This window comes from Streptomyces sp. MB09-02B, from assembly GCF_033794485.1.
Classification (GTDB): Bacteria; Actinomycetota; Actinomycetes; order Streptomycetales; family Streptomycetaceae; genus Streptomyces.
This window is the reverse complement of sequence record NZ_JARGEE010000097.1, coordinates 1-24,493: the sequence shown is the minus strand read 5'-3', so window position 1 is coordinate 24,493 and position 24,493 is coordinate 1. Positions and strand designations below refer to the sequence as shown.

At 71.2% G+C, this 24,493-nt stretch carries 16 protein-coding genes and 1 pseudogene; 9 read left to right on the top strand and 8 right to left on the bottom strand.

What is annotated here, in order from left to right:
• Positions 1–698: pseudogene (locus P1P70_RS16365) on the bottom strand (hypothetical protein); the annotation flags it as partial.
• A gap of 421 nt (positions 699–1,119) precedes the next feature.
• Between P1P70_RS16365 and P1P70_RS16360 the strand changes: the two are divergent.
• Positions 1,120–3,201, top strand: coding sequence for an MDR family MFS transporter (locus P1P70_RS16360; protein ID WP_319237850.1), 2,082 nt, complete (start codon positions 1,120–1,122; stop codon positions 3,199–3,201).
• Here P1P70_RS16360 and P1P70_RS16355 read toward each other — a convergent pair.
• Entirely contained in the window at positions 3,167–3,769 is a 603-nt protein-coding gene (locus P1P70_RS16355) for a GNAT family N-acetyltransferase (protein ID WP_413471479.1), read from the bottom strand. The two genes, P1P70_RS16360 and P1P70_RS16355, sit on opposite strands and share 35 nt — an antisense overlap.
• Before the next feature lie 170 nt (positions 3,770–3,939).
• On the opposite strand from P1P70_RS16355, the gene P1P70_RS16350 reads away from it, so the two are divergent.
• The gene (locus tag P1P70_RS16350; protein WP_319237845.1) at positions 3,940–4,692 is read left to right on the top strand and encodes a hypothetical protein; all 753 of its coding nucleotides are present in this window, start codon (positions 3,940–3,942) and stop codon (positions 4,690–4,692) included.
• Between the two features lie 5 nt (positions 4,693–4,697).
• Positions 4,698–5,318, top strand: coding sequence for a hypothetical protein (locus P1P70_RS16345; RefSeq protein WP_319237843.1), 621 nt, complete (start codon positions 4,698–4,700; stop codon positions 5,316–5,318).
• Between the two features lie 155 nt (positions 5,319–5,473).
• Here the strand turns inward: P1P70_RS16345 and P1P70_RS16340 are convergent, their stop codons facing one another.
• Positions 5,474–5,893 (bottom strand): DUF1992 domain-containing protein, encoded by a 420-nt coding sequence (locus P1P70_RS16340; protein ID WP_319237841.1) that lies wholly within the window; start codon positions 5,891–5,893, stop codon positions 5,474–5,476.
• A gap of 118 nt (positions 5,894–6,011) precedes the next feature.
• On the opposite strand from P1P70_RS16340, the gene P1P70_RS16335 reads away from it, so the two are divergent.
• Positions 6,012–6,407 carry a hypothetical protein gene (locus P1P70_RS16335; RefSeq protein ID WP_319237838.1) on the top strand — a complete coding sequence of 132 codons (396 nt, stop codon included), beginning with the start codon at positions 6,012–6,014 and terminating at the stop codon, positions 6,405–6,407.
• Positions 6,408–6,431: 24 nt separating this feature from the next.
• Here P1P70_RS16335 and P1P70_RS16330 read toward each other — a convergent pair whose 3' ends face one another.
• Together P1P70_RS16330 and P1P70_RS16325 are read right to left on the bottom strand one after the other, a co-directional pair.
• Entirely contained in the window at positions 6,432–7,103 is a 672-nt protein-coding gene (locus tag P1P70_RS16330; RefSeq protein WP_319237834.1) for an O-methyltransferase, read from the bottom strand.
• 112 nt (positions 7,104–7,215) lie between these two features.
• A complete protein-coding gene (locus P1P70_RS16325) occupies positions 7,216–8,538 on the bottom strand; it encodes a DUF2330 domain-containing protein (protein ID WP_319237831.1) in 1,323 nt (440 codons plus the stop codon).
• Positions 8,539–8,884: 346 nt separating this feature from the next.
• On the opposite strand from P1P70_RS16325, the gene P1P70_RS16320 reads away from it, so the two are divergent.
• The 3 genes from P1P70_RS16320 to P1P70_RS16310 all read left to right on the top strand — a co-directional run bounded on the left by P1P70_RS16320 (position 8,885) and on the right by P1P70_RS16310 (position 15,963).
• Positions 8,885–10,891, top strand: a complete 2,007-nt coding sequence (locus P1P70_RS16320; protein ID WP_319237829.1) for a bifunctional glycosyltransferase 87/phosphatase PAP2 family protein — start codon at positions 8,885–8,887, stop codon at positions 10,889–10,891.
• A 146-nt stretch (positions 10,892–11,037) separates the two neighbouring features.
• Entirely contained in the window at positions 11,038–12,528 is a 1,491-nt protein-coding gene (locus P1P70_RS16315; RefSeq protein WP_319237827.1) for an ATP-binding protein, read from the top strand.
• Between the two features lie 162 nt (positions 12,529–12,690).
• Positions 12,691–15,963, top strand: a complete 3,273-nt coding sequence (locus P1P70_RS16310; protein ID WP_319237825.1) for a hypothetical protein — start codon at positions 12,691–12,693, stop codon at positions 15,961–15,963.
• 54 nt (positions 15,964–16,017) lie between these two features.
• On the opposite strand, the gene P1P70_RS16305 is transcribed toward P1P70_RS16310, so the two are convergent.
• Positions 16,018–17,253, bottom strand: a complete 1,236-nt coding sequence (locus P1P70_RS16305) for a cytochrome P450 (RefSeq protein ID WP_319237823.1) — start codon at positions 17,251–17,253, stop codon at positions 16,018–16,020.
• A 234-nt stretch (positions 17,254–17,487) separates the two neighbouring features.
• Here P1P70_RS16305 and P1P70_RS16300 point away from each other — a divergent pair, with 234 nt between their 5' ends.
• A complete protein-coding gene (locus P1P70_RS16300; protein ID WP_319237822.1) occupies positions 17,488–18,657 on the top strand; it encodes a steroid 3-ketoacyl-CoA thiolase in 1,170 nt (389 codons plus the stop codon).
• Between the two features lie 349 nt (positions 18,658–19,006).
• Positions 19,007–22,807, top strand: a complete 3,801-nt coding sequence (locus P1P70_RS16295; protein WP_319237820.1) for a helix-turn-helix domain-containing protein — start codon at positions 19,007–19,009, stop codon at positions 22,805–22,807.
• Positions 22,808–22,937: 130 nt separating this feature from the next.
• On the opposite strand, the gene P1P70_RS16290 is transcribed toward P1P70_RS16295, so the two are convergent.
• On the bottom strand, positions 22,938–23,387 hold the full coding sequence (locus tag P1P70_RS16290) for a transglycosylase SLT domain-containing protein (RefSeq protein WP_319237816.1): 450 nt from the start codon (positions 23,385–23,387) through the stop codon (positions 22,938–22,940).
• Between the two features lie 308 nt (positions 23,388–23,695).
• On the bottom strand, positions 23,696–24,493 hold a 798-nt coding region (locus P1P70_RS16285; protein ID WP_319237814.1), incomplete at its 5' end, for an ECF transporter S component.

Genomic DNA, 24,493 nt, shown 5'->3' with positions numbered 1-24,493 from the left:
CTTCCCTCCTTTTTTTGTTTATGTTTTTTCTTCGACTGTTTTATATTTTTATTATAGTCCTCCCCCCGATCGGGACCTCCCACTTCTGTACCTCCTGCAGGCGACTTGTCCGGCACACTCGCCCGCAGGTCGTCCGGCAGCGCGCGGTCCCGCTCGGGGGCCTCGTACGAGAACAGCCCGCTCGCGAATCCGGCGGCGGCCATCACTCCGGCGGCGGCCGTCCCGGCGAGGGCGACCATCAGCCCCGTACGGCGGCGGCGCCGGCCCCGGGGACGCCCGGCCGACGGCGAGGCGGTGGCGGGGGAGGAGGGGACGGGAGGCGAGGAGAAGACGGGGGGCGCGGACGCCGCCGACCTCGCCGTGGTCGTCGGCAGCGCGGCCGTCGGCAGCGCGGTCGTCTGCGCCGTGGTCGTCGGCAGCGCGGTCGTCGGCGTCCGGTCGGGGCCGGGCTCGGGGGATCCGGGGGACCCGAAGGTCTCGTAGTGCCGCGGGGTGCCGTGGTGGACGTCGGTCTCGTCACCCAGTTCCACGTAAGGGCGTATCCGGAGGGGGTCGAAGTCCTCCGCGGCCGCCGCCTCGGCCGTACGGGTTTCGAGCAGGGCCTCGGACGCGCGGCGGCCGCACGCGCAGGACGGCGTGCCGTCCGAGGCCCGGGGTGTGAAGCACTCCGGGCATATGTGACTGGTCGGGTCACTCATGTGTTGTTCCTCCCCGTGGAGACTCCAGAGTTTAAGCAAAGGGTCGACACGGAATCTCCCGAACACCTCGGGAATCAGGGGTTCCGGAAAGTCTCGACAGGCCATAACCGGTCACACCGACCACCATGGGAACGGACATGGAGGAAGAGGAAGAAGGAGAGGAGACTGAGGGCGCTGTACGAGGCCCTCGGGTCCTCAGGAGGTCTGCATGACCGACGACACCGGCCACGAGCCCGCGCACGAGCCCGCGCATGAGTCGACGTCCGGGTCCACGTCCGGGTCAAGGCCTGGGTCACCGTCCGGGGCAACGCCCGGGCCCGCCCGCGGGTCCGTCCCCACCGCCGCTCCCGCCGGACGCACACCCCCGCCCGGACCCCGTGGTCACGGCGTTCCCACCTCCGAGCGGGTGCCCGGCGGGGTGATGGTCTCCATCGGGGCCCTGCTGCTGGGGATGCTGCTGGCCGCGCTGGACCAGACGATCGTGTCGACGGCGCTGCCGACGATCGTGAGCGACCTCGGCGGGCTGGAGCACCTGTCGTGGGTGGTCACGGCGTACATGCTGGCCGCGACGGCGGCGACCCCGCTGTGGGGGAAGCTGGGCGACCAGTACGGCCGGAAGCGGTTGTTCCAGACGGCGATCGTGATTTTTCTCATCGGGTCGGCGCTGTGCGGAGCGGCCCAGGACATGCCCCAGTTGATCGGGTTCCGCGCGCTGCAGGGCCTCGGCGGCGGCGGGTTGATGGTGTTGTCGATGGCGATCGTCGGCGACCTCGTCCCGCCGCGTGAACGCGGCCGCTACCAGGGGCTGTTCGGTGCGGTCTTCGGCGCGACGAGTGTGCTCGGGCCGCTGCTGGGCGGACTGTTCACCGAGCACCTGAGCTGGCGTTGGGTGTTCTACGTCAACCTGCCCGTCGGAGCGGTCGCGTTGGTCGTCATCGCCGCCGTGCTGCGCATCCCGCGCCGGTCCGAGCGGCATGTCATCGACTACCTCGGCACCTTCCTGATCGCCTCCGTGGCCACCTGTCTGGTCCTGGTCGCCTCCCTCGGCGGCACCACCTGGGACTGGGACTCGCCGCAGATCGTCGGCCTCTGCGTGCTGGCCGTGCTGTTGGTCGTCGTGTTCGTGGCCGTCGAGCGGCGGGCCGCCGAACCCGTCCTGCCGCTCAAGCTGTTCCGCGTCCGCACCTTCACCCTGTCCGCCGTGATCAGCTTCGTCGTCGGGTTCGCGATGTTCGGCGCGATGACCTATCTGCCGACGTTCCTCCAGGTCGTGCACGGTGTCTCGCCGACCATGTCCGGTGTGCACATGCTGCCGATGGTGTTCGGGCTGCTGCTGTCCTCGACGGTCTCCGGGCAGATCGTCAGCCGTACGGGCCGCTGGAAGGTGTTCCCGCTCGCCGGCACGGCCGTCACCACGCTGGGCCTGCTGCTCCTGCACCAACTGGACGCGGACAGCGGCGACGGTGAGATGAGCGCGTACCTGTTCGTCTTCGGCGCCGGGCTCGGCCTCGTCATGCAGGTCCTCGTCCTTATCGTGCAGAACGCCGTCTCCTACGAGGACCTCGGCGTCGCCACCTCCGGCGCGACCTTCTTCCGGTCCATCGGCGCCTCGTTCGGCGTAGCCGTCTTCGGTACGGTCTTCGCCGGCCATCTCGGCGACAAGCTCACCGACGCGCTCGACGGGGCCGCGCTGCCCTCCGGGGTCACGGTGGAGGGGCTGAAGGCCGACCCGCGCGAGATCGCCGACCTCCCGGCCGCGCTGCGCCCGCCCGTCCTCGACGCGTACGCCTCGTCCATCACCGACGTCTTCGTCTACGCGGCCCCGGTCGCCCTCCTCGGCTTCGCCCTCGCCTGGTTCCTGCGCGAGGACCGGCTGCGGGCGTCCGTGACGGCGCCGGACGCCACGGAGACGCTCGCCAGCAACCCGGTCGAGCGGTCGTCGTACGACGAGGTGTGCCGGGCGCTGTCGGTGCTCGGTTCCCGGGAGGGACGCCGCGAGATCTACCGGAAGATCACCGCACGGGCCGGGTACGACCTGCTGCCCGCCTCCAGCTGGCTGCTGCTGCGGATCCGGCGGTACGGCTGGGCCGAACCCGCCGTCCTCGCCGAGCGCAGCACGGTCCCGATCGACGTGATCATGGCCGCGACCCGGCAGGTCGAGGAGCGTCGTCTCGCCCGTCGCGACGGCATCGACCTCGTCCTCACCGACACCGGCCGCCTGGCCGCCGACCGGCTCGCCAAGGCGCGCGAGGACTCCCTCGCCGAACTCCTCGGCGACTGGTGGGGCCGCGACCGCCCCACCGACCTCATCCGCCTCGTCGGGGAACTCAACGCCGAGCTGTGCGGCTCCGACGAGGAACGGCCGCACGCCGAAGGGGCGATCACCCGCCGGCAGCCCGTCGGGCCGGGCGCCGGCACACCGCCGGCACCACCTACGCCGCCCACGCCGCCTACGTCCCCCACGCCGCCTACGACTCCCACGTCTCCGTCAGTGCCTTCGTGAACCAGTGGTCCGCGTACGCCTGGTGGTTGTGCGGGGCGCTCTCCGCGTAGCCGAGCCGGGCGTACAGCGCGCGGGCCTCCACCAGGTCGTTCCGGGTGTCGAGCACCATCCGCTCGGCACCCAGCGCGCAGGCCGCGTCCTCGGCCGCCGCCACGAGCAGCGCGGCGCCGCCCCGGCCCCGGGCCCGCGGCCGTAGGTAGACCCGCTTCAGCTCGGCCGTCGTGGCGTCCGCCAACCGCACCCCCGCCGTGCCGACCGGCTCGCCTTCGTACCGTGCCACCAACAGCAGCCCGCCCGGCGGCGCGAGGTACTCCCCGGTGTCCGCCGCGACCTCCCGCTCCAGCTCGTCCGGGTCCGTGGCACGCCCTTCGTGCAGCAGGTACCAGCGGTCGCTGACCTCCGTGTAGTACGCCCGCCAGAGAGCGGCGGCCACGGGGGAGTCGTGGGGCTCGGCCGCCACGGACCAGCGTCCCGGAGTCGGCGCGCCGGCGGTGAGGGTCGCGGTGGGGGCCGAGGTCGCGGTGGGGGTCGAGGTCGGCGTGGGTGTCGAACGGGTCATGGGGGTCATTGTCGGGAGCGGGGCCGGGCGGGTCGCAAACGATTTACACCGTCGCCGCGCGCGTCACGCGGCCGTCCCGCCCGCACGCGATTGCCGTTTGAACGACCGGCTTCGGGCAACCCGGTGCGAAACGGCCCGACGGGGCGAGACGCCCGGGCCGAGGACTCTGGAAGGCATTCATGTCCACAGGATTGATCATCGCTTTGATCGTGATCGTGGCGGTCGTGGTCGTCGTGGCCGCCGTCCTGACCCTGCGCGCCCGTGGGAGCGCGGGAGGCGGCGGCTCGCTGAAGCGGCGTTTCGGACCCGAGTACGACCGGACCGTGGCCCGCCACGACGGTGACGAGAGGGCCGCCGCGCGGGAACTCGCGGAGCGGGTGAAGCGGCACGGCTCGCTGGAGAAGCGGCCGCTGCCGAGCGCCGAGCGCGAACGGTACGAGTCGCGCTGGGCGGCCGCCCAGGAGCGGTTCGTCGACTCGCCCCGTGAGGCGGTCGCCGAGGCGGACCAGCTGCTCTCCGAGGTGGCCGCGGCGCGCGGCTTCCCGGACGGGAACCGCTACGAGACCCAGCTGGAGGCGCTCTCCGTCCACCACGCCCACCATGTGCACGGCTACCGCCGGGTGCACCTAGCGGCGCACACCACCGGCGACAGCACCCGGGGCCGCGCGGGAACGGGCGACGCCGACGGCGTACGCACCGGCACCGAGGACCTGCGCGAGGCCATGATCGAGGCCCGCGCCCTGTTCGAGGAACTGGTGACACCGGACCGGCGGGACGCGCGGGCGGACCGCGACGCCTCGGCCGGACACGCGGGCCGCGCCCACGGCGACGGTTCCGCGCGACGCGACGTGCGCGACGGTGCGGCTGCCGACGGCCGCCACCGGTCCCATCTGCCATGGGCGCCGGCCAGGCGCCACGCGAAAGGGAGTTGAGGGGGATGACTGACGACGTGACGAGGGGCGAGAGCATCCGCGGACGCGGTCCGCGTGACACGCGGGAGGCCGACGCGAGGCGCGACGGTACGCGGGCGAGCGGCACCCCTGCGGGCAGCCGTGCGGCGGACGCGAGCGGCGACGCGACGGGCGGCACCGGCACCGGGGCTCCCCTGGTGGCCGGCCACGACACCACCGAGGGCCGCACCGGCGGCCGTACCGAGCACAGGATGATGGGCGTCCGCGACGAGCCCGGCCGGGTGCGGGGCGAGGACGTCCCCGGCCGGGGACGCGGTGAGAACGCCACCAGGGCCTCCGACGGGAACGGCTCCCGGTCCCTCGGATCCCCTCTGCTGCCCCATGACGAGAGCGACAAGCTGACGCAGCGGCTGCAGCACGCCGTCGGCGGCTTCGTCGACGAGCCCCGCTCCGCCGTCGAGGAGGCCGACCACGTCCTGGAAGAGGTCACCGCCCGCTTCACCGACGCGATGACCCAGCGGCGCCGCACCCTGCGCACGTCCTGGGAGACCGGCGCCGACGACCGCGCGACCGCCACCGACACCGAACAGCTCCGTCTCGCCCTGCGCGACTACCGCGAGCTGACCGAACGGCTGCTGCGCCTCTGACGGCGACAGCGGCACCCACCGAGACCGCGCCCCGGGTCGTGCCCCGGGGCGCGGTCTCCTGTGCGGGTGCGGGTGCGGGTGCGGGGGGCGGGGACCGGGTCGGCCGCGCCGGTGCCGGGTCGACCGCACCGCTGGCTAGCGATCGGGTGTCGGGCTCAGCCCTCCTGGCGCTGTCGTCCCTCGCGGCGCTCTCGCCACTCGCGTACGACCTCGTCCACGTCGTACGGCTTCAGGCCGAGCGGTGGCCCCGGTGGGGGTTTGAACATCATCTCGCGGATCTTGGCGTTGATCTCGGTGACGATCTTGCGGACGACGCGCTCCGAAGGGGCCTCGGCGGCCGTCGCGAGCGCGTCCTCGGCCTCCTTGCGCAGGGCCAGCGTCGGGGGCAGGACCGACAGGCCCTCACGGGCCATCTTCCGTTTGATCCACCACAGTTCGTCGTACGTGGTGTCGTCGCCCTCCAGGGGCCGGCCGACGCCGGGGAGGCTCTTGAAGTCGCCGCGCGCCTCGGCGTCGCGGATCTGTTTGTCGACGAAGGACTCGAAGCTGACACCGGGGGGCTTTCGCTCGGTCATGCGTCCATTGTGCCGGAGCCCGCACAGCAGGACGATCCGGCGATTTATCATGCGGCGGCGGCGTGCCAAACGTGCCGTGCGCAGCGACAATTGGAGTTTGACCCGTTAGGAGCGGTACGTGCTCGAACTCACCATGGCCTCGGTCTCCGAGGCGGACGCCGGGGCGACGGCCGGCATGCAGATGGCCGACGCGCCCAGCGAGCCGGGCGGCGTGCTCCGGGTGGGCCGCGATCGGGCGGTGTGCCGGCTCGCGACACCGGACGACTGGCTCTTCGTCTCCCGTGTACACCTGGAGTTCCTGTGCGGCCCGGACGGGACGTGGCAGGTCACGTGGCTGCGCGGCTCGCACGCCGACCCGTCCTCCGAGGTGCGGCTGACCCTGCTGGGCCACCAGCCCTCGCCCCTGCCGTACGGCGGCACGGCGAAGCTGCCGCACGGCAGCTCCGGCGAACTCGTCATCCACGACCGCACGGCTCCCCGCAGCGTCAACGTGGGCTTCTATCACGAGGGCTGACGGGCCCCGCTCCCTTCGGCGGCGTCAGTCGGTCACCCGGGCCAGCGCGAAGCCGTCGTAGCCCTTGCTGCCCACGGTCTGCAGCGCCGTGCCGGTCAACCTCGGGTGCCTGGCGATGAGTTCGATGGCGGCCCGGGTGCCGCGGATGTCCGGTTCGGTGCTGTCGGCGTCGGCGACCCGGCCGCCGCGCACCACGTTGTCGACGACGATGACGCTGCCGGCCCGGGTGAGCTTCAGGGCCCACTCCACGTAGTGCGGGTTGTTGGCCTTGTCCGCGTCGATGAAGACCAGGTCGAACGGCTCGGGGTTCTCGTCGGTCAGCTTGGGCAGCGACTCCAGGGCGGGGCCGACCCGTACCTCGACGAGCCCGTCGAGCCCGGCGCGCGCGATGTTGCGGCAGGCGACCTCCGCGTGCCGGGCGCTGTACTCCAGGGAGATCAGCCGGCCGTCGGCGGGCAGCGCGCGGGCCAGCCAGATGGTGCTGTAGCCGCCGAGGGTGCCGATCTCCAGGATGCGGCGGGCGCCCTGGATCAGGGCGAGGAGGTGGAGGAACTTGCCCTGGTTGGCGGCGACGTCGATGGCCGGGAGTCCGGCCGCCTCGTTGTCGCGCAGGGCCGCAGCCAGGGCCTCGTCGTTCGGGGCGAGGTGGGTGGAGAAGTAGGCGTCGACGTCGTCCCAGGTCCGTGACTCGCTCATGAAGCTGTGCCTCCCGCGCCTTCCATCAGGTAATTACTTAGATCAGCTAAGTAGGTGCGCTAATGAATATAGGCGCGGGACGGGCTCCCTGTCAGCGGTTCCCGGGGGTGTGTCAGCCGTTCGGCGCGGACTTGGGGTCGGCCGGGGTCCCGGACGCGGGTGTCTGACGGGCCCCGGGCGGCACCGGCGCGCCGGGGGGCACCGAAGCGCCGGGCGGCACCGGCGCGCTGGGCGGCACGGGAGCTCCCGGCGGCGTGTGCGCCCCTGGCGGGTAGGCCCCCGGCGGGTAGGGACCCGGCGGGTAGGCGCCCGGCGGATACGTCCCCGGCGGCATGAAGGCCGCGCCCGGCGGCGGTACGGGCGGCAGTTGCCGCTTGGCGTTGCGCTTGAGCACGATCGCGACGGCCACCGCCTTGATCGCCAGCACGGCCATGCCGATGCCGAAGGACAGCAGCCAGCCGGGGATGCCCCATACGGTCCACATCTCGTCCACGTGGATGACCTCTCGATAGGTGTCGTCGGCGGCGGCCCGCCGCAGCGTGTGGTCGCCGGAGATCCGCTCCGGCCGCGGGAAGTCCTGCTCGACGGCGGTGAGGAAGTCCGTGCCGCCCGCGGTGAGGTCGCCGAGCGCGCCGACCGGCGCGCCGAGACGGCCGGCGAACGTCACCTCCGGCGCGTCCCCGCCGATCGCCGAGCTCGGCTCCATGCGGTGCCCGGCGAGCACGTACAGGCCGAGCGCCTGCGGAGTGGTGGCCAGACGTGACAGCCGCATCGGGTAGACGAGTTCGTCGCTGGCGAAGGTGAGGTGGAGCGGGTCGAGGGTGCCCGAGAGAGGGGTGCCGCCCGCCGAGTCCTCCGGCGCCAGCCGGATCGCCACGTACTCCCACTGCTGCCGGACGTACGGCTCCAGCGCCGTGTCCAGGCGGTCCGGGAGCCGGAACCCGTTCTCCTCCAGCCAGTCGCCGAGCGCGCCGGAGTCGGTGGCCGTCAGCCGCGCCACGTCGAACGGGCCGAGCCGCTCGCGACCGACGACGTCCACCTCGGACCGCGGGTCTCCGGGCGCCGCGTCCCCCACCGCGCCGTCGCCCTCGAACATGTCGAACGGCCAGTCGTCCGAGCGTGGCCAGAAGTACTCGCGTTTCTCGTACACGGGCGCGGTCTCCTCGTCGAGCTGGTCGAAGAGGGCCGCGTCGCCCAGCTCGACCGTCGCCCGGTTCGGCACCGGCATGATCCACGCGGCCGTCCGGGCGTCGCCGGAGACCGTCAGACTCATCACGATCTGTTCCTCGCGGCCGTCCCAGCGCACCACGGACCGCTCGCGGCTCACGTACACGCTCCGCCGGTCGTCCGGCACCATCGCGCCGCAGCCGCAGGCGTACGCCGGTGCCACGAGCGAGGCCAACTGAAGCCCCAGCAGCGCCAGTACGACCACCACGAGCCGTCCGCGTGTCCCGCGCCTCCCGTGCGCCCTCAGTACCGGACGCGCACGCCCCCGTACGAAACCCTTCATCCCCCGTGCCTTTCCACTGCCCCGCTGACCTGCCGTACCGCTCGGGGCCATGGTTCCAGGAGTTTGTCAGTGGTCTGTCACCACCGTGCCCGTGATGCGCATCCGTGATCCGCTTCGTGCCCTTGAGCGGGACGGCGGCCTTCCACGCACTATCGTCGTCCGGACAAAACAAGGCGACTCTCAGGTGAAGTCGGGGTTGCCCGCGTCTCACCAGTGGAACGGTGCGAGCCTTCTCGGTGGGACGGTCGACGGGGCGGGAGGACGACAGCGCGTGGCGACGGAGCAGAGCAGACCGGGCGGGGCCGTGGGAACGGGTGCGACGGCGGCGCGGCTGGGGGCCCTGCGGGTCGTGCTGTGGCTGGTCGCCGGCATCCTGGCGGTGCGTCAGATCGCGCTGGTGCTCCACATGCCCAAGGGTGAGCGGCTGACGGATCTGGAGACCTGGGTCGGGCCCAGCGGGGTCCTCCATGTGAACGGCTCGCTGTACGACTCGACGCGGTTCACCGGAACCCCCTTCGGCGGCCTCGTCCTCAAGCCCCTCACCCGGACGGCCGAACAGGCCCTCGGCTGGGGGTGGACCTTCGGCACCCTCCTGCTGGTCGTCGCCCTCGGCCTGATCGCCGCCCGCGCCCTGCCCCAGCCCGTCACCCGCCGTACGGCACTGCTCGCCGCCCCCGTCGCGGTCACCCTGCTGATGCTGTCGCTGCCGGTGCGCAACACGCTGTACCTGGGGCAGACCAGCATCATCCCCGTCCTGCTCGTCCTCGCGGGCTGCTTCGCGGTCCGGGGCGAGCGCACCAGTGGCGTCTGCATAGGGCTCGCCGCGGCCTTCCAGCCGACCGTGCTGCTGTTCGTGCCGCTGCTGTGGTTCACCGGCCGCGGGCGGGCCGCCGCGAGCACGGGGATCACGTTCGCCGGGGCCACCGCGCTGGCCTGGGCCGCGATGCCGCACGACTCGTTCACCTACTGGGTGCACCACCTCGCGGGCGTCGGCCTCGGCGGCCGGGCGGACGACCTCGCCAACCAGTCCCTGCACGGCGCGCTGCTCCGGCTCGGTCTGGAGGGCCCGCTGGAGATCGTCGTCTTCTTCGCGCTGGCCGCCGCCGTCGCGGTGTTCGGCATGCGGCGGGCCGTCCACTACGCCCGCGACGGCCAGTTGCTGCTCGCCGTCGCGATCACCGGCTGTGTCGTGGTCGCCGTCTCCCCGACGTCCTGGAAGCACCAGCTGCTGTGGGTGCTGCTCGCGGTCGTCGGCCGGGTCGCCACGAAGGCGTCCTCGCGGTACGTGTGGCCGGTCGCGGTCGTCCTGGTGATGACCCTGCCGGCGAAGATGATGGTCCCGAACGTGGACGTCCTGCACCCGGTCCGTGACAACGTCGTCCTGCTGGCCGCGCTCGCCGCCGCCCTCGTCGTGCCGTTCCTGTCCCGCACCTCGGAGTACTACCGGGCGCCCGTCCCCACCGAGTACGCCCCGAAGGCGGAGACCCGCTTCAGCTGGGCCCCGCTGCTGCGCCGGGTGGCCACCCGGCCGAACCTGCTCCTCGAACTGCTGCTGATCCGCGTCACGTACGCGGCCTACCAGCGCACCCGCCTGGAGGCCACCGGCAGCCGGGCCACCGCCGAGGAGCACGCCCGGCAGATCCTCTCCGCCGAGAAGGCCCTCTTCCTCGACGTCGAGCACTGGTTCAACCACGCCGTGGTCCGGATCGACTGGCTGCGGAACTTCTTCGACTTCTACTACACGTCGTTCCACTTCGTGGTCCCGCTGACCGTCCTCGGCGTCCTCTACTGGCGCCGCCCCGCCGACTACCGCTGGGCCCGCACGGCCATCGGCTTCACCACGGTCCTCGCGCTCGTCGGCTTCTTCTTCTACCCCCTGGCGCCGCCGCGGCTGATGCCCGGCTTCGGCATCATCGACACCATCCACGGCGTCCAGGACTTCTCCCGCCCTGACTACGGCAAGCTCACCGAACTCACCAACCAGTACGCGGCGATGCCGTCCCTGCACTTCGGCTGGTCCCTGTGGTGCGGCCTCACGATCGCGCTCGTCGCCCCCCGGGTGTGGATGAAGGTCCTGGGCCTGCTGCACCCCTTCTTCACGGCCCTGGCGATCGTGGCGACGGGCAACCACTGGGTGCTGGACGCGGTGGGGGGTGCGGTGGTGGTCGGGGGCGGTTTCGGGATCACATACCTGCTGACGGGGCCGAGGGCAAGGACGGTGACCGGGGCAGCCGTGAGGGAGGAGACGAAGCCGGATCTCCGGGAGGCGAGCCGCTAGTCCGAGCCGACTCACCTAGGGGGTGTTTCGAAAGTCCCGCTAGGACTTTCGAAACACCACCTAGCCGCACCCGTGTCGCGACCGGGTGCGGCTTCGTTTTTTAGAGGTGTACTTATTAGATCTACGTCACTAAAGATGAGGTCTCCATGCCGCGACGTCCTCAACGGAACCTCCCGAAGCCACCCCACATCTTCGACCGTGACCTGGAGTGGAGCGAACTGACAGCGTTCGCCACCGACGAGGATCCGGGGCCGCACCTCGCGGTCGTGTCCGGACGGCGCAGACAGGGAAAGAGCACCCTGCTCGAGGCGCTCACGGAAGCGACCGGTGGCTTCTACTTCGCCGCAGCCGAGGCCACGCGCGCCGAGTCGCTGAGTCTGCTGGGCCGGGAGATCGCTCGTTTCACCGACGCTCCCGTGCCGCCCAGTCCTCAGGACTGGACCGAAGCGCTTGAACTGCTCTTCGGACTGGCCGCGCAGCGCCCCGTCCCGATCGTCCTCGACGAGTTCCCCTATCTGGTCCGGGGCGACGCTTCCCTCCCCTCCCGCCTCCAGGCGGCCATCGGAGTCCCCTTCGGTCGCCATCTTCGCCATCACCCCCGTGTTCTCCTCTGCGGTAGCGCGATGTCGTTCATGGGCGGACTGCTCTCCGGCACGTCACCGCTGTACGGCCGCGCCTGGCTCAACCTCGTCGTGCACTCCCTGGGCTACCGGGAGGCGGCTGCGTTCTGGGGTATCACCGACCCGAGGCTCGCCGTCCTCACCCATGCCGTGGTCGGTGGAACTCCGGCCTATCGGAGGGAGTTCGTGGCCAATGACGTACCGGAAGGACTGGACGACTTCGACGACTGGGTGTGTCGTACGGTCCTCAACCCCATGCGCCCCATCCACGGCGAAGCCGAGTTCCTGTTGAACGCCGAACCGGACGTACGTGACCGGGCGCTCTACCACTCCGTTCTCGCGGCGGTCGCGGCGGGCAACCACACCAGCGGCGGCATCGCGAGCGCGGTGGGCCGCAAGGCCACTGACATCTCACAGCCGTTGACCGTCCTCAGGCGGTGCGGACTGCTGACCGTGGAAGCGGATGCATTCCGCGGCAACCGCAGCGCGTATCGCATCGCCGAACCCCTGATCACGTTCCACCACGCGGTGGTACGTCGCAACCAGGCCCTCACAGCCAAGGGAGGCAAGCTGGACGCCGCCTGGTCCGAGGCCCGGGACACGTTCCTGAGCAAAGTCGTCGGTCCCCACTTCGAGCACCTGTGCCGCGAATGGGTCGCCTGGCATGCCGACTCCGACACTTTCGGCGGCCTGCCCATCGATGTCACCTCGGGAACCGTCGCCGATCCCGTCGCACGTACCTCCCATGAGGTCGATGTCGTCGTACGGGGCGCGGTCGGCCAGGACCAGGGCCTCCTGTTGTCGATCGGCGAAGCGAAGTGGAACAAGACGATGGACACGCGCCACCTGGACCGGCTCCGCCACATCCTCGGACTTCTCACGGCCCGAGGCATCGACACGACCCACACCCGCCCCGCTTGCTACAGCGGGGTCGGCTTCGCCCCCGAACTGAGGGCGGCGGCCGAGCGCGGTGAAGTGGTCCTCGTCGATCTCCCACGTCTGTACAGCGGGACGTGAGCACGCCAGGTCGTCGCTGCGTGGACTCCAGGGCCGGTGGTCATCCGTCCTGGTGATTCAGGTCGGATCCCCGTCTCCGGTCTCCTTCGGGGCGCCACGCTGAACAGCATGTTTCGGTCTGTTCCTTCGGGCCCCGGGCAATGGCGCATGGTGGCGCGGAACGTGCTGCTGGCAGGACTTGGTCTGGCATTGGTCGGCGTCCCGGTATGGCTGTCGGGTGAAGGCATCGACGAGAAGGACATCATCGGTGTCCTGCTCGGCATTCTGGCGCTGGCCGTCGCGGTCGCCGACTACCTGCGTGGCGGCAGCGGCCCTCCGCTCTCTCCCGCCGCGCAGGCCGACGACCTCGCGGGCACGGTGCACGGTCAGTGGTCGGATGAGGCCCGGGCCCGCAAGCTTCGTGATCCTCGCGTTCTCCCGCTCACCTGGACGACCGTCGACCCCGCTGTGGAGCCGATCGCCGACGGCAGCGTTCGCCTCCGCCTCGACGGCCGCCTGGAGGGCGATTTCGAGAGCATGACCACGCGGCTCGCGGACGGCTACCGCCAACTGCCCGACGGCCGCCTGGTGGCCGTCGGCGAGCCCGGTTCGGGGAAGACCGTGCTGGCCATCCTCCTCACCCTGGGACTGCTTCAGCGTCGTAGCGCCGGGCAACCGGTCCCGGTCCTGCTGGCGGCGTCCTCGTGGGACCCGATCTCCGAACCGCTGGACGACTGGATCGTGCGGACACTGGCCGATGTCTACTACCGAGGCCGCCCCGAAATCCCCCGGACCCTTCTGGACCACGGCCTTCTCACGCCGATTCTCGACGGTATCGACGAGATCCCCGAGTCCGCCCGCCGTGGCGCGGTCCGCGCCATCAACCATGCCCTCGGCGCCGAACGGCCCATCATCGTCACCTGCCGGGCCGTGGAGTACTCGGACGTGATCGCGGCGGGCTCCCCCACCTTGCGCCGCGCTCCCGTGGTCCAGGTCGCCCCACTCGCCGTCGACGACATCGTCGCGTACCTCCAGGACGTCGACTGGCCCGACGCCACGAGGGGGTGGGCCCAGGTGTACGACCACCTGCGCACCGCCGCGCTGGACGACCCGGTCCACGCCGCGCTGTCCACACCGCTGATGGTGTCCCTGGCCCGCATGGTCTACCAACGGCTCGACGGCTCACCCGGTGAACTGCTCGATCTCTCCCGCTTCGACTCTCGGCACGCCGTCGAGGACTACCTTCTGGACCGACTCGTCGAAGCCGCGTACGCGCCGGACCGACTGCCGTCCGGCCGGCCGACGGGCGAGCCACCACGCTGGGACGCGGCCAAGGCCCACGGTTGGCTCACATACCTCGCCCAGTACCTTCACCGTCACCGCGAACGCGACCTCGTCTGGTGGCGGATGAGCGGGCGGCTGCTGTCGCCGTGGGTGGCGCCGGGGCTGGGCCTTTGCCTGGGAACGACGCTGATGGTGCTCCTGGCAGGGTGGTTGGCGAATCTGGTGCCCTGGCTCGACAGCTTCGCGGCCTCGGACTCGGCCTCGACAGAGGCGGCCACGTCGGCATTCGACGTCTCCGCCCTGGTCGGTACGGTGATGGCCGTACTGGTCGTGATCGTCTGGTACGCGACCACGGGCAGGGCGCCCGGGCAGCTCTCGTTCGCCGTTCGTGGATCGCTGAGCCGCCTGCGGCAGGGCGCCGCCACCGGGTTGGCGATGACCGCCATCCCGGCCGTGCCCGTCGTGCTCGGGCAGGCCGTGGCCGTCTCGCTCACCGACGAGGGCTGGTACCCCGGCGCGGTCATGGACTACTTCGAACTGCTGGGCATGGTGGGGGCCCTCGCGGCCACCGTCGGTCTCGCGATCGCCCTCCACAACTGGCTCACCGCACGCCCGGGACGCGCCACTCAGACCACGCCCGACCAACTGCTCCGGCAGGACCGGAACTCATCGGTCGTCGGCGCGCTTGCCGCCGGCACGGTGATCGCCCTCGTCATGGGTTCCGCCCTGGCCCCCGTGCTGGCGGCGAGCGACGCCCTCGCCACGGCTGCCATGGGGTGGCGCGGCGAGCCGCCGATGTCCGACTTCCTCGCCGTCCAAGAGGACACACTGCGATTCGATCTCCGGAGTTTCCTGATCACGGAGACGGTCGGTGTCCTCCCGGGGATCATGTGCGCTGTTCTCGTCCTGCTTGCCCGGTCCTGGCCCAGGTTCAGGTTGGCGGCCTTTCTCCTGGCCGTACAAGGCCACCTGCCTTGGCGCGTTTTCGGATTTCTCACCGACGCTCGACGCCGGGGAGTCCTGCGTCAGTCGGGGGGTGTGTTCCAGTTCCGGCACATCCGCCTTCAGGAGCGGCTCAACGACCAACCTCCACCCGAGAGGCCCCGGACGCGGTTTCGACGCGGTGCGATCCAGGTCGGGGCGGGAGCGACGGCGATCGCCTCGATGGCGCTGTTCGTCGCTCTGCCGGATGACAATTCACGGTCGACAATCCTTGTTCAAGGCAGGGAAGGTGTGACACTGGCAAATTCCTATCTGACCTCCGACGGCCGGTGGTTCGCTTATGCCCGGAGCAGAGAATCCAGGGGTACGGCGGCGTCGATGCGAGAAGGTCCTTGGGTGCTTGACCTGACTCCAGGGGACGAGAATACCGGGGTGCGGTATCTCCCCGATTTTCTGGGGACCTTCGAATTCGGCGACGTGGTACTGAAGAGAGATGGTCGCTCCATAGTGACACATGATGGCGGTGCAGAGGTAGTGGTCTGGCACATCGCGCCATCCAGAAAGCCCGAAAAGCGATGCGCCATCGACGTCAATAGGAACGAGGAGGAAGCGGTGGGGATTGCGGTCAGTCCGGATGGCAGCCGCCTGGCCGTGGGCTACTCACTGCACGGCGATTGGGGGGACGGAACCACGCGGGTATGGGATTTGGGATCCTGTCGGAAGCGGCCCATCCTCAAGCTGGGTCACACGAACTCGGCGGTGGAGCATCTTTATTTCGATCCGGAGGCGCGTGTGCTGGCGGCGGTAGTGTTGCGCGGCGGGGAGAATTCGGTGCAGCTGCAGGACATCGCATCGCCGGAACCTCCTCGTTCTCTGGGGGATGGAAAAGTGATCGAAAACGTCTTGCTGGGCGATGGAGGGCGGAACATCGCGCTGCACAATGGGGACGATGGCCTGCGTCTTTGGAATGATTCCCTCTGTAGAGACTATTGCCTTCTGGGGAAGGAATATCCGGAAGCCTTCAGTGAACACGGTCAGGTATTGGCTACCTCCGTAGGGGGTGAGATCCGTCTCTGGGACGCCAATACGGGAAAACGACTGCAAACCGGCCCACCCCTCACGGGACACAGCGGAGCTGTTCGTCACGTGGCCTTCGGCCCCGGCCCTCAGACCCTCACGTCGGTCGGTGAAGACGGCACCGTGAGGCGATGGGATCTCACCCAGCGCTGAGACGGGCCGACGGCGCCGGGAGGCCGTCGGCCCGAGCACAGGGGGGTGGGGTGGTCAGGTGGTGGTCACCCGGAGGTGCTTCACCCCGTTGATCCAGGCGGAGCGCAGGCGGTCGGGATCGCCGGCCAGGCGGAGGCCCGGCATCGCGTCGGCGATCGCGTTGAAGATCAGGTCGATTTCGAGGACCGCGAGGGACTTGCCCAGACAGAAGTGGGGGCCTCCACCGCCGAAGCCGAGGTGGGGGTTGGGGTCGCGGGTGATGTCGAAGGTGTCGGGGTGGTCGAAGACGTCCGGGTCGTGGTTGGCGGAGGCGTAGAAGATGCCCACGCGGTCGCCCTGCCTGACGAGCTTGCCGCCGAGTTCGACGTCCTCGGTGGCGGTGCGCTGGAAAGCGTTGACCGGGGCGGCCCAGCGGACGATCTCCTCGGCGGCCGTCGCGGGGCGCTCGCGCTTGTACAGCTCCCACTGGTCGGGGTGGGTGAGGAAGGCGTGCATGCCGTGGGTGATGGCGTTGCGGGTCGTCTCGTTGCCCGCGACCGCCAGCATCAGCACGAAGAACCCGAACTCGTCGGAGGCGAGGTTCCCCTCGTCCTCGGCGGCCACCAGGGTGGTGACGATGTCCTTCGCCGGGCACTGTTTGCGGTCGGCGGCCATGTTCATGGCGTAGGCGATGAGTTCCATCGCCGACTGCTGGCCGACCTCCTCGGTGATGGCGTACTCCGGGTCGTCGTAGGAGATCATCCGGTTCGACCACTCGAAGATCCGGATGCGGTCCTCCTGCGGGATGCCGATCAGCTCGGCGATGGCCTGGAGGGGGAGTTCGCAGGCGACCTCGGTGACGAAGTCGAAGGGGCCGGCGTGGGCCCCCGCCTCGCGGGCGATGGCGACGGCGCGATGGCGCAGGTTGTCCTCCAGCGCGCGGATCGCCCTCGGGGTGAACACGCGCTGCACGATCTGGCGGACCCGGGTGTGCTCCGGCGGGTCCATGTTCAGCAGGATCAGCCGCTGGGCGTCGATCGCGTCGCGCTCGATGTGCTCGTTGAAGCGGATGATCGCGGTGTTGACCGTCGAGGAGAACAACTCGGGGTGCGTGGAGACGTACTTGACGTCCGCGTGCCGGGTGACGGCCCAGTAGCCCTCGTCCGCGAAGCCCGCGATGCCGGGTGCCTGCGGGATCCAGTGGACCGGTTCCGTGCGGCGCAGTTCGGCGAACTCCGGGAGGGGGACACGGTGGTGCAGCAGGTCGGGGTCGGTGAGGTCGAACCCGTCGGGCAGCGCTGGACAGGGCATCGGCAACTCCTGACGGAGCATCAGATATGAGGAATGGCGGTGACGGTAGTAACGGGTTCCAGAAGTAGCAAGGGGTGCGGGGTCCTCAATCGGCTGCCAATTGCCGCACGCCCCTTGCGGTGCCGGAGTGCCCCTCCGCAGACTGCTGAAGAGAACTAGAACGCGTACTAGTTCTGCGTGGCGGGCCGGGCCGGGACGCCCCGCGCCGCGCGGGTAACCGTCGAGAGGATTCCCATGGCCGCGGAACCCGTGATCGTCGAAGCCGTACGCACCCCCATCGGCAGGCGCGGCGGCGCGCTCGCCAACCTGCACCCCGCCTATCTCCTGGGCGAGACCTACCGTGAACTCCTCGGCCGCACCGGCATCCCCGCCGACTGCGTCGAACAGATCGTCGGCGGCACCGTGACCCACGCCGGCGAACAGTCCATGAACCCCGCGCGCACGGCCTGGCTGACCATGGGCCTGCCGTACGAGACGGCCGCGACGACCGTCGACTGCCAGTGCGGCTCCTCGCAGCAGGCCTCGCACATGGTGGCCAACATGGTCGCCGCCGGCGTCATCGACGTGGGGATCAGCTGCGGCGTCGAGGCCATGTCCCGGGTGCCGCTCGGGTCGGGGTCCAAGCACGGGCCGGGCAAGCCGTTCCCGGAGGAGTGGAACGTCGACCTGCCGAACCAGTTCGAGGCGGCGGAGCGGATCGCCCGCCACCGGGGGCTCACCCGCAAGGACGTGGACGCGCTCGGGCTGCTGTCCCAGGAGCGGGCCGCCGCCGCGTGGGCCGAGGAACGGTTCAAGGAGGAGACGTTCGCCGTCCAGGTGCCGACGACCGAGGCGGAACAGGGTGCCGGGCAGGGCATGTGGCGGCTCGTCGACCATGACGAGGGCCTGCGCGACACCTCGACGGAGGCGCTGGCCCGGCTGAAGCCGATCATGCCGACGGCCGTCCACACGGCGGGCAACTCCTCCCAGATCAGCGACGGCGCGGCGGCGATCATGTGGGCGTCGAAGCGGATGGCGCGGGCGCTGAAGCTCCGGCCGAGGGCCCGGATCGTCGCCCAGGCGCTGGTCGGCTCCGACCCCCACTTCCACCTCGACGGGCCGATCGACGCCACCAAGGCCGTGCTGGGCAAGGCCGGCATGACGCTGAAGGACATCGACCTGGTCGAGATCAACGAGGCCTTCGCGTCGGTGGTGTTGAGCTGGGCGCGGGTCTTCGACCAGGACCTGACGAAGGTGAACGTCAACGGCGGCGCCATCGCCCTCGGGCACCCGGTGGGCGCGACCGGGGCGCGGCTCATCACGACCGCGCTGCACGAGCTGGAGCGTACGGACAAGGAGTTCGCGCTGGTGACGATGTGTGCCGGCGGCGGGCTGGCGACCGGGACGATCATCCAGCGGCTCTGACGGGCGGGGAGGAGAAAGAGGGGCAGGGGAGAAAGGGCCCTGCTGGTCGTCCCGCGGCCAGCAAGGCCCTCCCCTGCGGCGGCAAGTCCCCCGTGCCGCCGTTCCTCCCCCGTGGCGGCAGGTTCCCCCGTACCGCCGTTCCTCCCCCGTGGCGGTCGGTCGTACCGCCCGTTCCCCCGGTGTGCGCGGCCCCCGTACCGCCCACACCACTGATTTCACCGGGGCGCGCATTGTTAGGCAGGGGGGTCGAGGCTGCCAAACAATGGCCGGACGCGATCTCTCCGTTTGGGCTGCCGCATGCGTACGTTGGTGGCGGACGGTGTGGGTGTGGTGGGAGGGGAACAGCGCGGTGGCGGGTCGTCGTGAGGTGCCGGTCGATCCGGGGGCCGGGCCGGTGCAGCGGTTCGCGTTCGAATTGCGCAAACTGCGGACCGAGGCGGGTGGTCTCACCTACCGGGCGATGGCCGAGCGGGCGGGCTACTCGATCACCACGCTCTCGCAGGCCGCGGGTGGGGAGCAGTTGCCCACCCTGCCGGTGGCCCTGGCCTTCGTACGGGCCTGCGGGGGCGACCCGGCGGAGTGGGAGGACCGGTGGCGCCAGGCGGTCGAGGAGGCCGCGGCCTTCGACCCGGACGCCGACGAGCCGGCCGCGGAGCCGCCGTACCGGGGTCTCGCCCGGTTCGAGACCGGGGACAGCGGCCTCTTCTTCGGCCGGGACCGCCTCACGGCCGACCTCGTGGACCTGATGCGCCGCCGACGGTTCGCGGCGGTCTTCGGCCCCTCCGGCATCGGCAAGTCGTCCCTCCTGCGCGCCGGACTGATCCCCGTCCTGCGGGAGTCCGAGGAGCCGGGCCTGCGGCCGTCCGCGATCCGGATCCTGACCCCGGGCGACCAACTGGCCCGCACCCATGAGCTGCTGAGGGAGGCGAGCGGCACCGGCGGCACCGGAAGCGGCACCGGCGGCGGCACCCGCAGCGGTGACACGCTCGTCGTGGTCGATCAGTTCGAGGAGGTCTTCACCCTCTGCCACGACGCCGCCGAACGCGCCCGGTTCATCGACCTGTTGCTCACCGCACGCGAACCGGACAGCGGGCTGCGGGTGCTGCTGGCGGTGCGCGCGGACTTCTACGGCCGGTGCGCCGAGCACCGCGCGCTGGCCGAGGCGCTCGGGGACGCCAACCTGCTGGCCGGGCCGATGAGTCCGGCCGAGCTGCGCGAGGTCGTCGTCAAGCCGGCCGCGGCCGCCGGACTGACCGTGGAGCGGGCGCTGACCACCCGGCTCGTCGAGGAGATCACCGACGCGCCCGGTGGGCTGCCGCTGCTGTCGCACGTCCTGCTGGAGACCTGGCGGCGCCGCCGGGGCAAGACCCTGACCCTCGCCGGGTACGAGGCGGCCGGCGGTCTGGACGGGGCGATCGCCAAGACCGCCGAGGACGTCCACAGCCGGTTCACCGACAGCGAGGCGGCCACCGCCCGCCGGGTGCTGCTGCGGCTCATCTCGCCCGGCGACGGCACCCCCGACACCCGCCGGCCCGCCGAACGGGCCGAGCTGGAGACCACCGGCACCGGACGGGAGGAGGTCGCCCGCGTCCTGGAGGCGCTCACCCGGGCCCGCCTGCTGACCCTCGACGGCCCGACCGTGGACCTCGCCCACGAGGCGCTCATCACCGCCTGGCCCCGGCTGCGCGGCTGGATCGAGGAGGACCGCGACCGGCTGCGCGCCCACCGGCAACTGACCGAGGCGGCCCGGTCCTGGGAGGAACTGGGCCGCGACGCGGGCGCGCTGTACCGGGGGAGCCGGCTCGCCACGGCTCGGGAGTACTTCGGGGGGCCGGGCCACACCGACGACCTGACCGACCAGGAGGCCGCCTTCCTCGCGGCCGGTCTCGGCGCGCTGGAGCAGGAGGAGCGCGCCAAGGTCCGTACCACCCGGCGGCTGCGCGTCCTCGTCACCTCCCTCGCCTGCCTCCTCGCCCTCGCCCTGACCGCCACCACCGTCGCCTACTGGCAGCGCCAGAGCGCCCTGGACGCCCAACGCGAGGGTCTCTCCCGCCAGTTGGCCGCGCAGTCCGCCGCCCTGCTGGACAGCGACACCGACCTCGCGTCACTGCTGGCCATCAAGGCGTACCGCACGAGCCCCACCCGCGAGGCCACCCGGAGTCTGTACGCCGCCGCGGCCGTCCCGCTCGAACGCCGGCTGACCGGACACACCGGGACCGTGTCCGCGCTCGTCTACAGTTCCGACGGCAGGACCCTCGCCAGCGGCGGCTACGACGGCGCGATACGGCTGTGGGACACCAGGACCGGACGTACGAGCAAGGTGCTCGCCCGCCGTGCGGACGCGGACGAATCCGATCTCGTCCGCACCCTGGCCTTCGGCCCGGACGGCAGGACCCTCGCCACCAGCCACAACGACGACGCCAGGCTGTGGGACCTGGACACCGGACGCGTACGGGACTCGGTCGCCCTGCGGAAACCCGACGACGACAACATGGCGGCCGTCGGCTACGACCGGTCCGGCCGCGCGCTCGCCGTCGCCGAGGGCGGGCAGGTGCTGGACGTGGCCGACGGCCGGGCCGTGACCACCCTGAAGGGCCCCACCGGGCTGGAGATGGCGGTCGCGTTCAGCCCCGACGGGCGCACCCTCGCCACCAGCACCCGGGACCACACCGCCCAACTGTGGGACCTGGCGACCGGAAAGGTGCTCCACACCCTCAAGAGCGGTACCGGAGTGGTCAGTTCGCTGGCCTTCGACTCGGCCGGGAAGACCCTGGCCACGGGCACCGAGGACGGCACCGTCCATATGTGGGACGTGGCCGACGGCACGCAGCGGACCACCCTCACCAGCGCCAGCAGCAGGGTCGAGTCCATGGCGTTCGCCCCGGACGGCGCCACCCTGGCCGCCGGCAGCTACGACGGCACGGTACGCCTCTGGGACCTCGCCACCGGCCGCGCCGGCACCACCCTCACCGGCCACACCAGCCCCGTGATGTCGGTGGCGTTCGCTCCCGACGGGGACGAACTGGCCGCGGGCAACGAGGCCGACACCTTCGGTGGCGGCGGCGGTGACGTCGCGATCCGGCTGTGGAAGGCGGGCACGAACCGCCCCCGGGCCACGCTGGACGTCCCGGGCGGCGACATGCAGTCGATGTCCTTCAGCCCGGACGGCGACACCCTGGCCACCAGCAGCGTCACGAGGACCGAGGACCCCAGGGACATGCGCAGCACGGTCAGGCTCTGGGACACGGTCACCCGCCGTACGCGCGCCGTGCTCGACGACGGGCTGACCCGCGTCGGGGAGGTCGTCTTCAGCCCCGACGGCCGGACGCTCGCCCTCACCTCCGACATCCGGGCCCAGCTGTGGGACGTCCGCACCCGCCGACCGCGGATCACCCTCCCCGACCACTTCGTCAACGCGATGGTCTTCAGCCCGGACGGCCGCACGCTGGTGACGGTGGGCGACGGTCTCCATCTCTACGACGCCCGCACCGGGCGGCCCCGCGCCGAACTCCCCAAGGCCGAGGAGAACTCGGCGCTGGCGTTCAGCCCCACGGGCGAGCTCTTCGCCACCACCGGGGGCCAGAAGGCGGAGATCCGGCTGCGCGATCCCGACACCGGACGGGTCCGCCGCACGCTCAGGGAACCGGCCGGCAGCGCCACGCCCGAGGGGGCGCGCGACGATCCGCTCCTGATGTTCCGGCAGGTGGAGTCGATGGCCTTCAGCCCGGACGGCCGCACCCTCGCCTCCGCCGAGGCCGACGGCACGGTACGGCTGTGGGACACCGGCACCGGGGACCTCGACGCCACCCTCACCGTCAGTCTCACGCAGGGTCCGGTCGAGCTCGCGTTCAGCCCCGACGGCCGGACGCTCGCCACGGCCGGGGGCAGCGCGGTACGGCTGTGGGACACCACCACCAGGTACGTCCGGGAGACCCTCCCCGGCGGTGGCGCGGCGAGGCTCGCGTTCAGCCCCGACGGCCGCACCCTGGCGGTCGGTGACTACGGTGACCGTCTCCGTCTGTGGGACGTCGACCTGCCCCTCCCCACCGAGGCGATCGCCGACCTCTGCCGAGCCGTCCACCGGGACCTCACCCAGCAGGAGAGGGCGCTGTACCTGCCGGACCAGGAGCCGGGCGGAGCGTGCGGGTAGGGCCCCGGAACGCGACGAAGACGGCGGCCCCGGGGATCGGGGGCCGCCGCCTTCGGTCTGTGTCGGCGCTCGGTCGTGCCGGTGGCGCTCGGTCGTGCCGGTGGTACTCAGCCGTGCCGGTGGTGCCGGATCAGTACCAGTTGTTGGCCTGCCAGAAGTTCCACGCGCCACAGGGGCTGCCGTAGCGGTCCTTCATGTAGTCCACGCCCCACTTGATCTGGGTGGCCGCGTTGGTCTTCCAGTCGGAGCCGGCGGAGGCCATCTTGGCGCCGGGGAGCGCCTGGACCAGGCCGTAGGCGCCGGAGGACGCGTTGGTCGCGTTGACGTCCCAGTCGCTCTCGTGGTCGACGATGTTGGAGAAGCACTTGTACTGCGCCGAGTTCCCGATCATCTTCTTCGCGACCGCCTGGGCCTGGGAGGCCTCCGACGCGGCCTGGGCGGGCGCGGCGGCGAGCAGGGCACCGGTGGCGGTGACGGCCAGGGTGGCACCGGCGAGGGCCTTCTTCGGGGAGGCGATGCGGCGGAGAGCGGAGCGGGTCACGGGGATCCTTTTCTTCGGGGACGTGGTCGTCGCGGGCATGCCTTCACCACGTGAGGTGCGGTGGGGCGTACGTCGGCGCCGAGGCCCGGATGGGCACGTCGGCGCCGTGCGACTCATCCAGAGAAACAGCCGTGGCGGCCGTCCGCAATGACCCCTTTTGCTAGTTGTGGTCGTATGTGCCCGCGAAGCCCGTTCTGTGACGTGGCTCTCAAAGCCCAGGTCGGCACGGGTAAGACCGTGTGCATGCCAAGCGTTTCGATCTACGAGCCCGGTTCGTATGTGACCTGGGCCCTGTGGGGTGGTTCACGGCTCGCACGACGGACGGTGAGCGGTGTCTCGCACGAGCGTCACGGGGTGGGCGGGGTGAAGGTGACCGCGCTCTCGAAGGCGGCCCTGCGGGTGGCCCGGCGCAGCGCCTTGAGGACCGGGGTGCCCAGGGTGAGGGTCAGGACCACGGTGACGACCGCGCGGCCCAGGTCCCAGCCGAGGGACGTGGCCAGGCAGTACGCGAAAAACCGCGCGAGGTTGGCGGCCGGGGCCGCGTCCGCGTCGTAGGCGATGGTCGAGGCGAGGGTGTCGATGAAGGGCCAGCCGTAGAGGTTCATGACCGTGCCGTACGCGAAGGCGGCGACGAAGCCGTAGCCGGCGAGCAGGGCGAGTTCGGCGCGGCCGCGCAGGCGATGGGCGCCCGGGAGCAGCCCGGCGCCCATCGCGAACCAGCCCATCGTCAGCATCTGGAACGGCATCCACGGGCCCACACCCCCCGTGAGCAGCGCCGACGAGAACATCGTCACCGCGCCGAGGGTGAAGCCGAAACCCGGGCCGAGGACACGGCCGCTGAGCACCATCAGGAAGAACATCGGCTCGATCCCGGCGGTTCCGGCCCCGATGGGGCGCAGTGCCGCGCCGACCGCCGCGAGCACCCCGAGCATCGCCACCGCCTTCGCCCCGAGCCCCGCCTCGGAGAGCGTCGCGCCGACGACCCCGACCAGCAGCACGAGCAGCCCCGCGAACAGCCAGGGCGCGTCCTGCGCGTGTGCGGTCACCTGCGAACCGGGATCCGCGAAGAAGGGCCAGCCGAACGCCGCGGCCCCGACGAGGCTGACGAGGAGCAGGGCGGCGACGGTACGGGGGGAGAGGGGGAC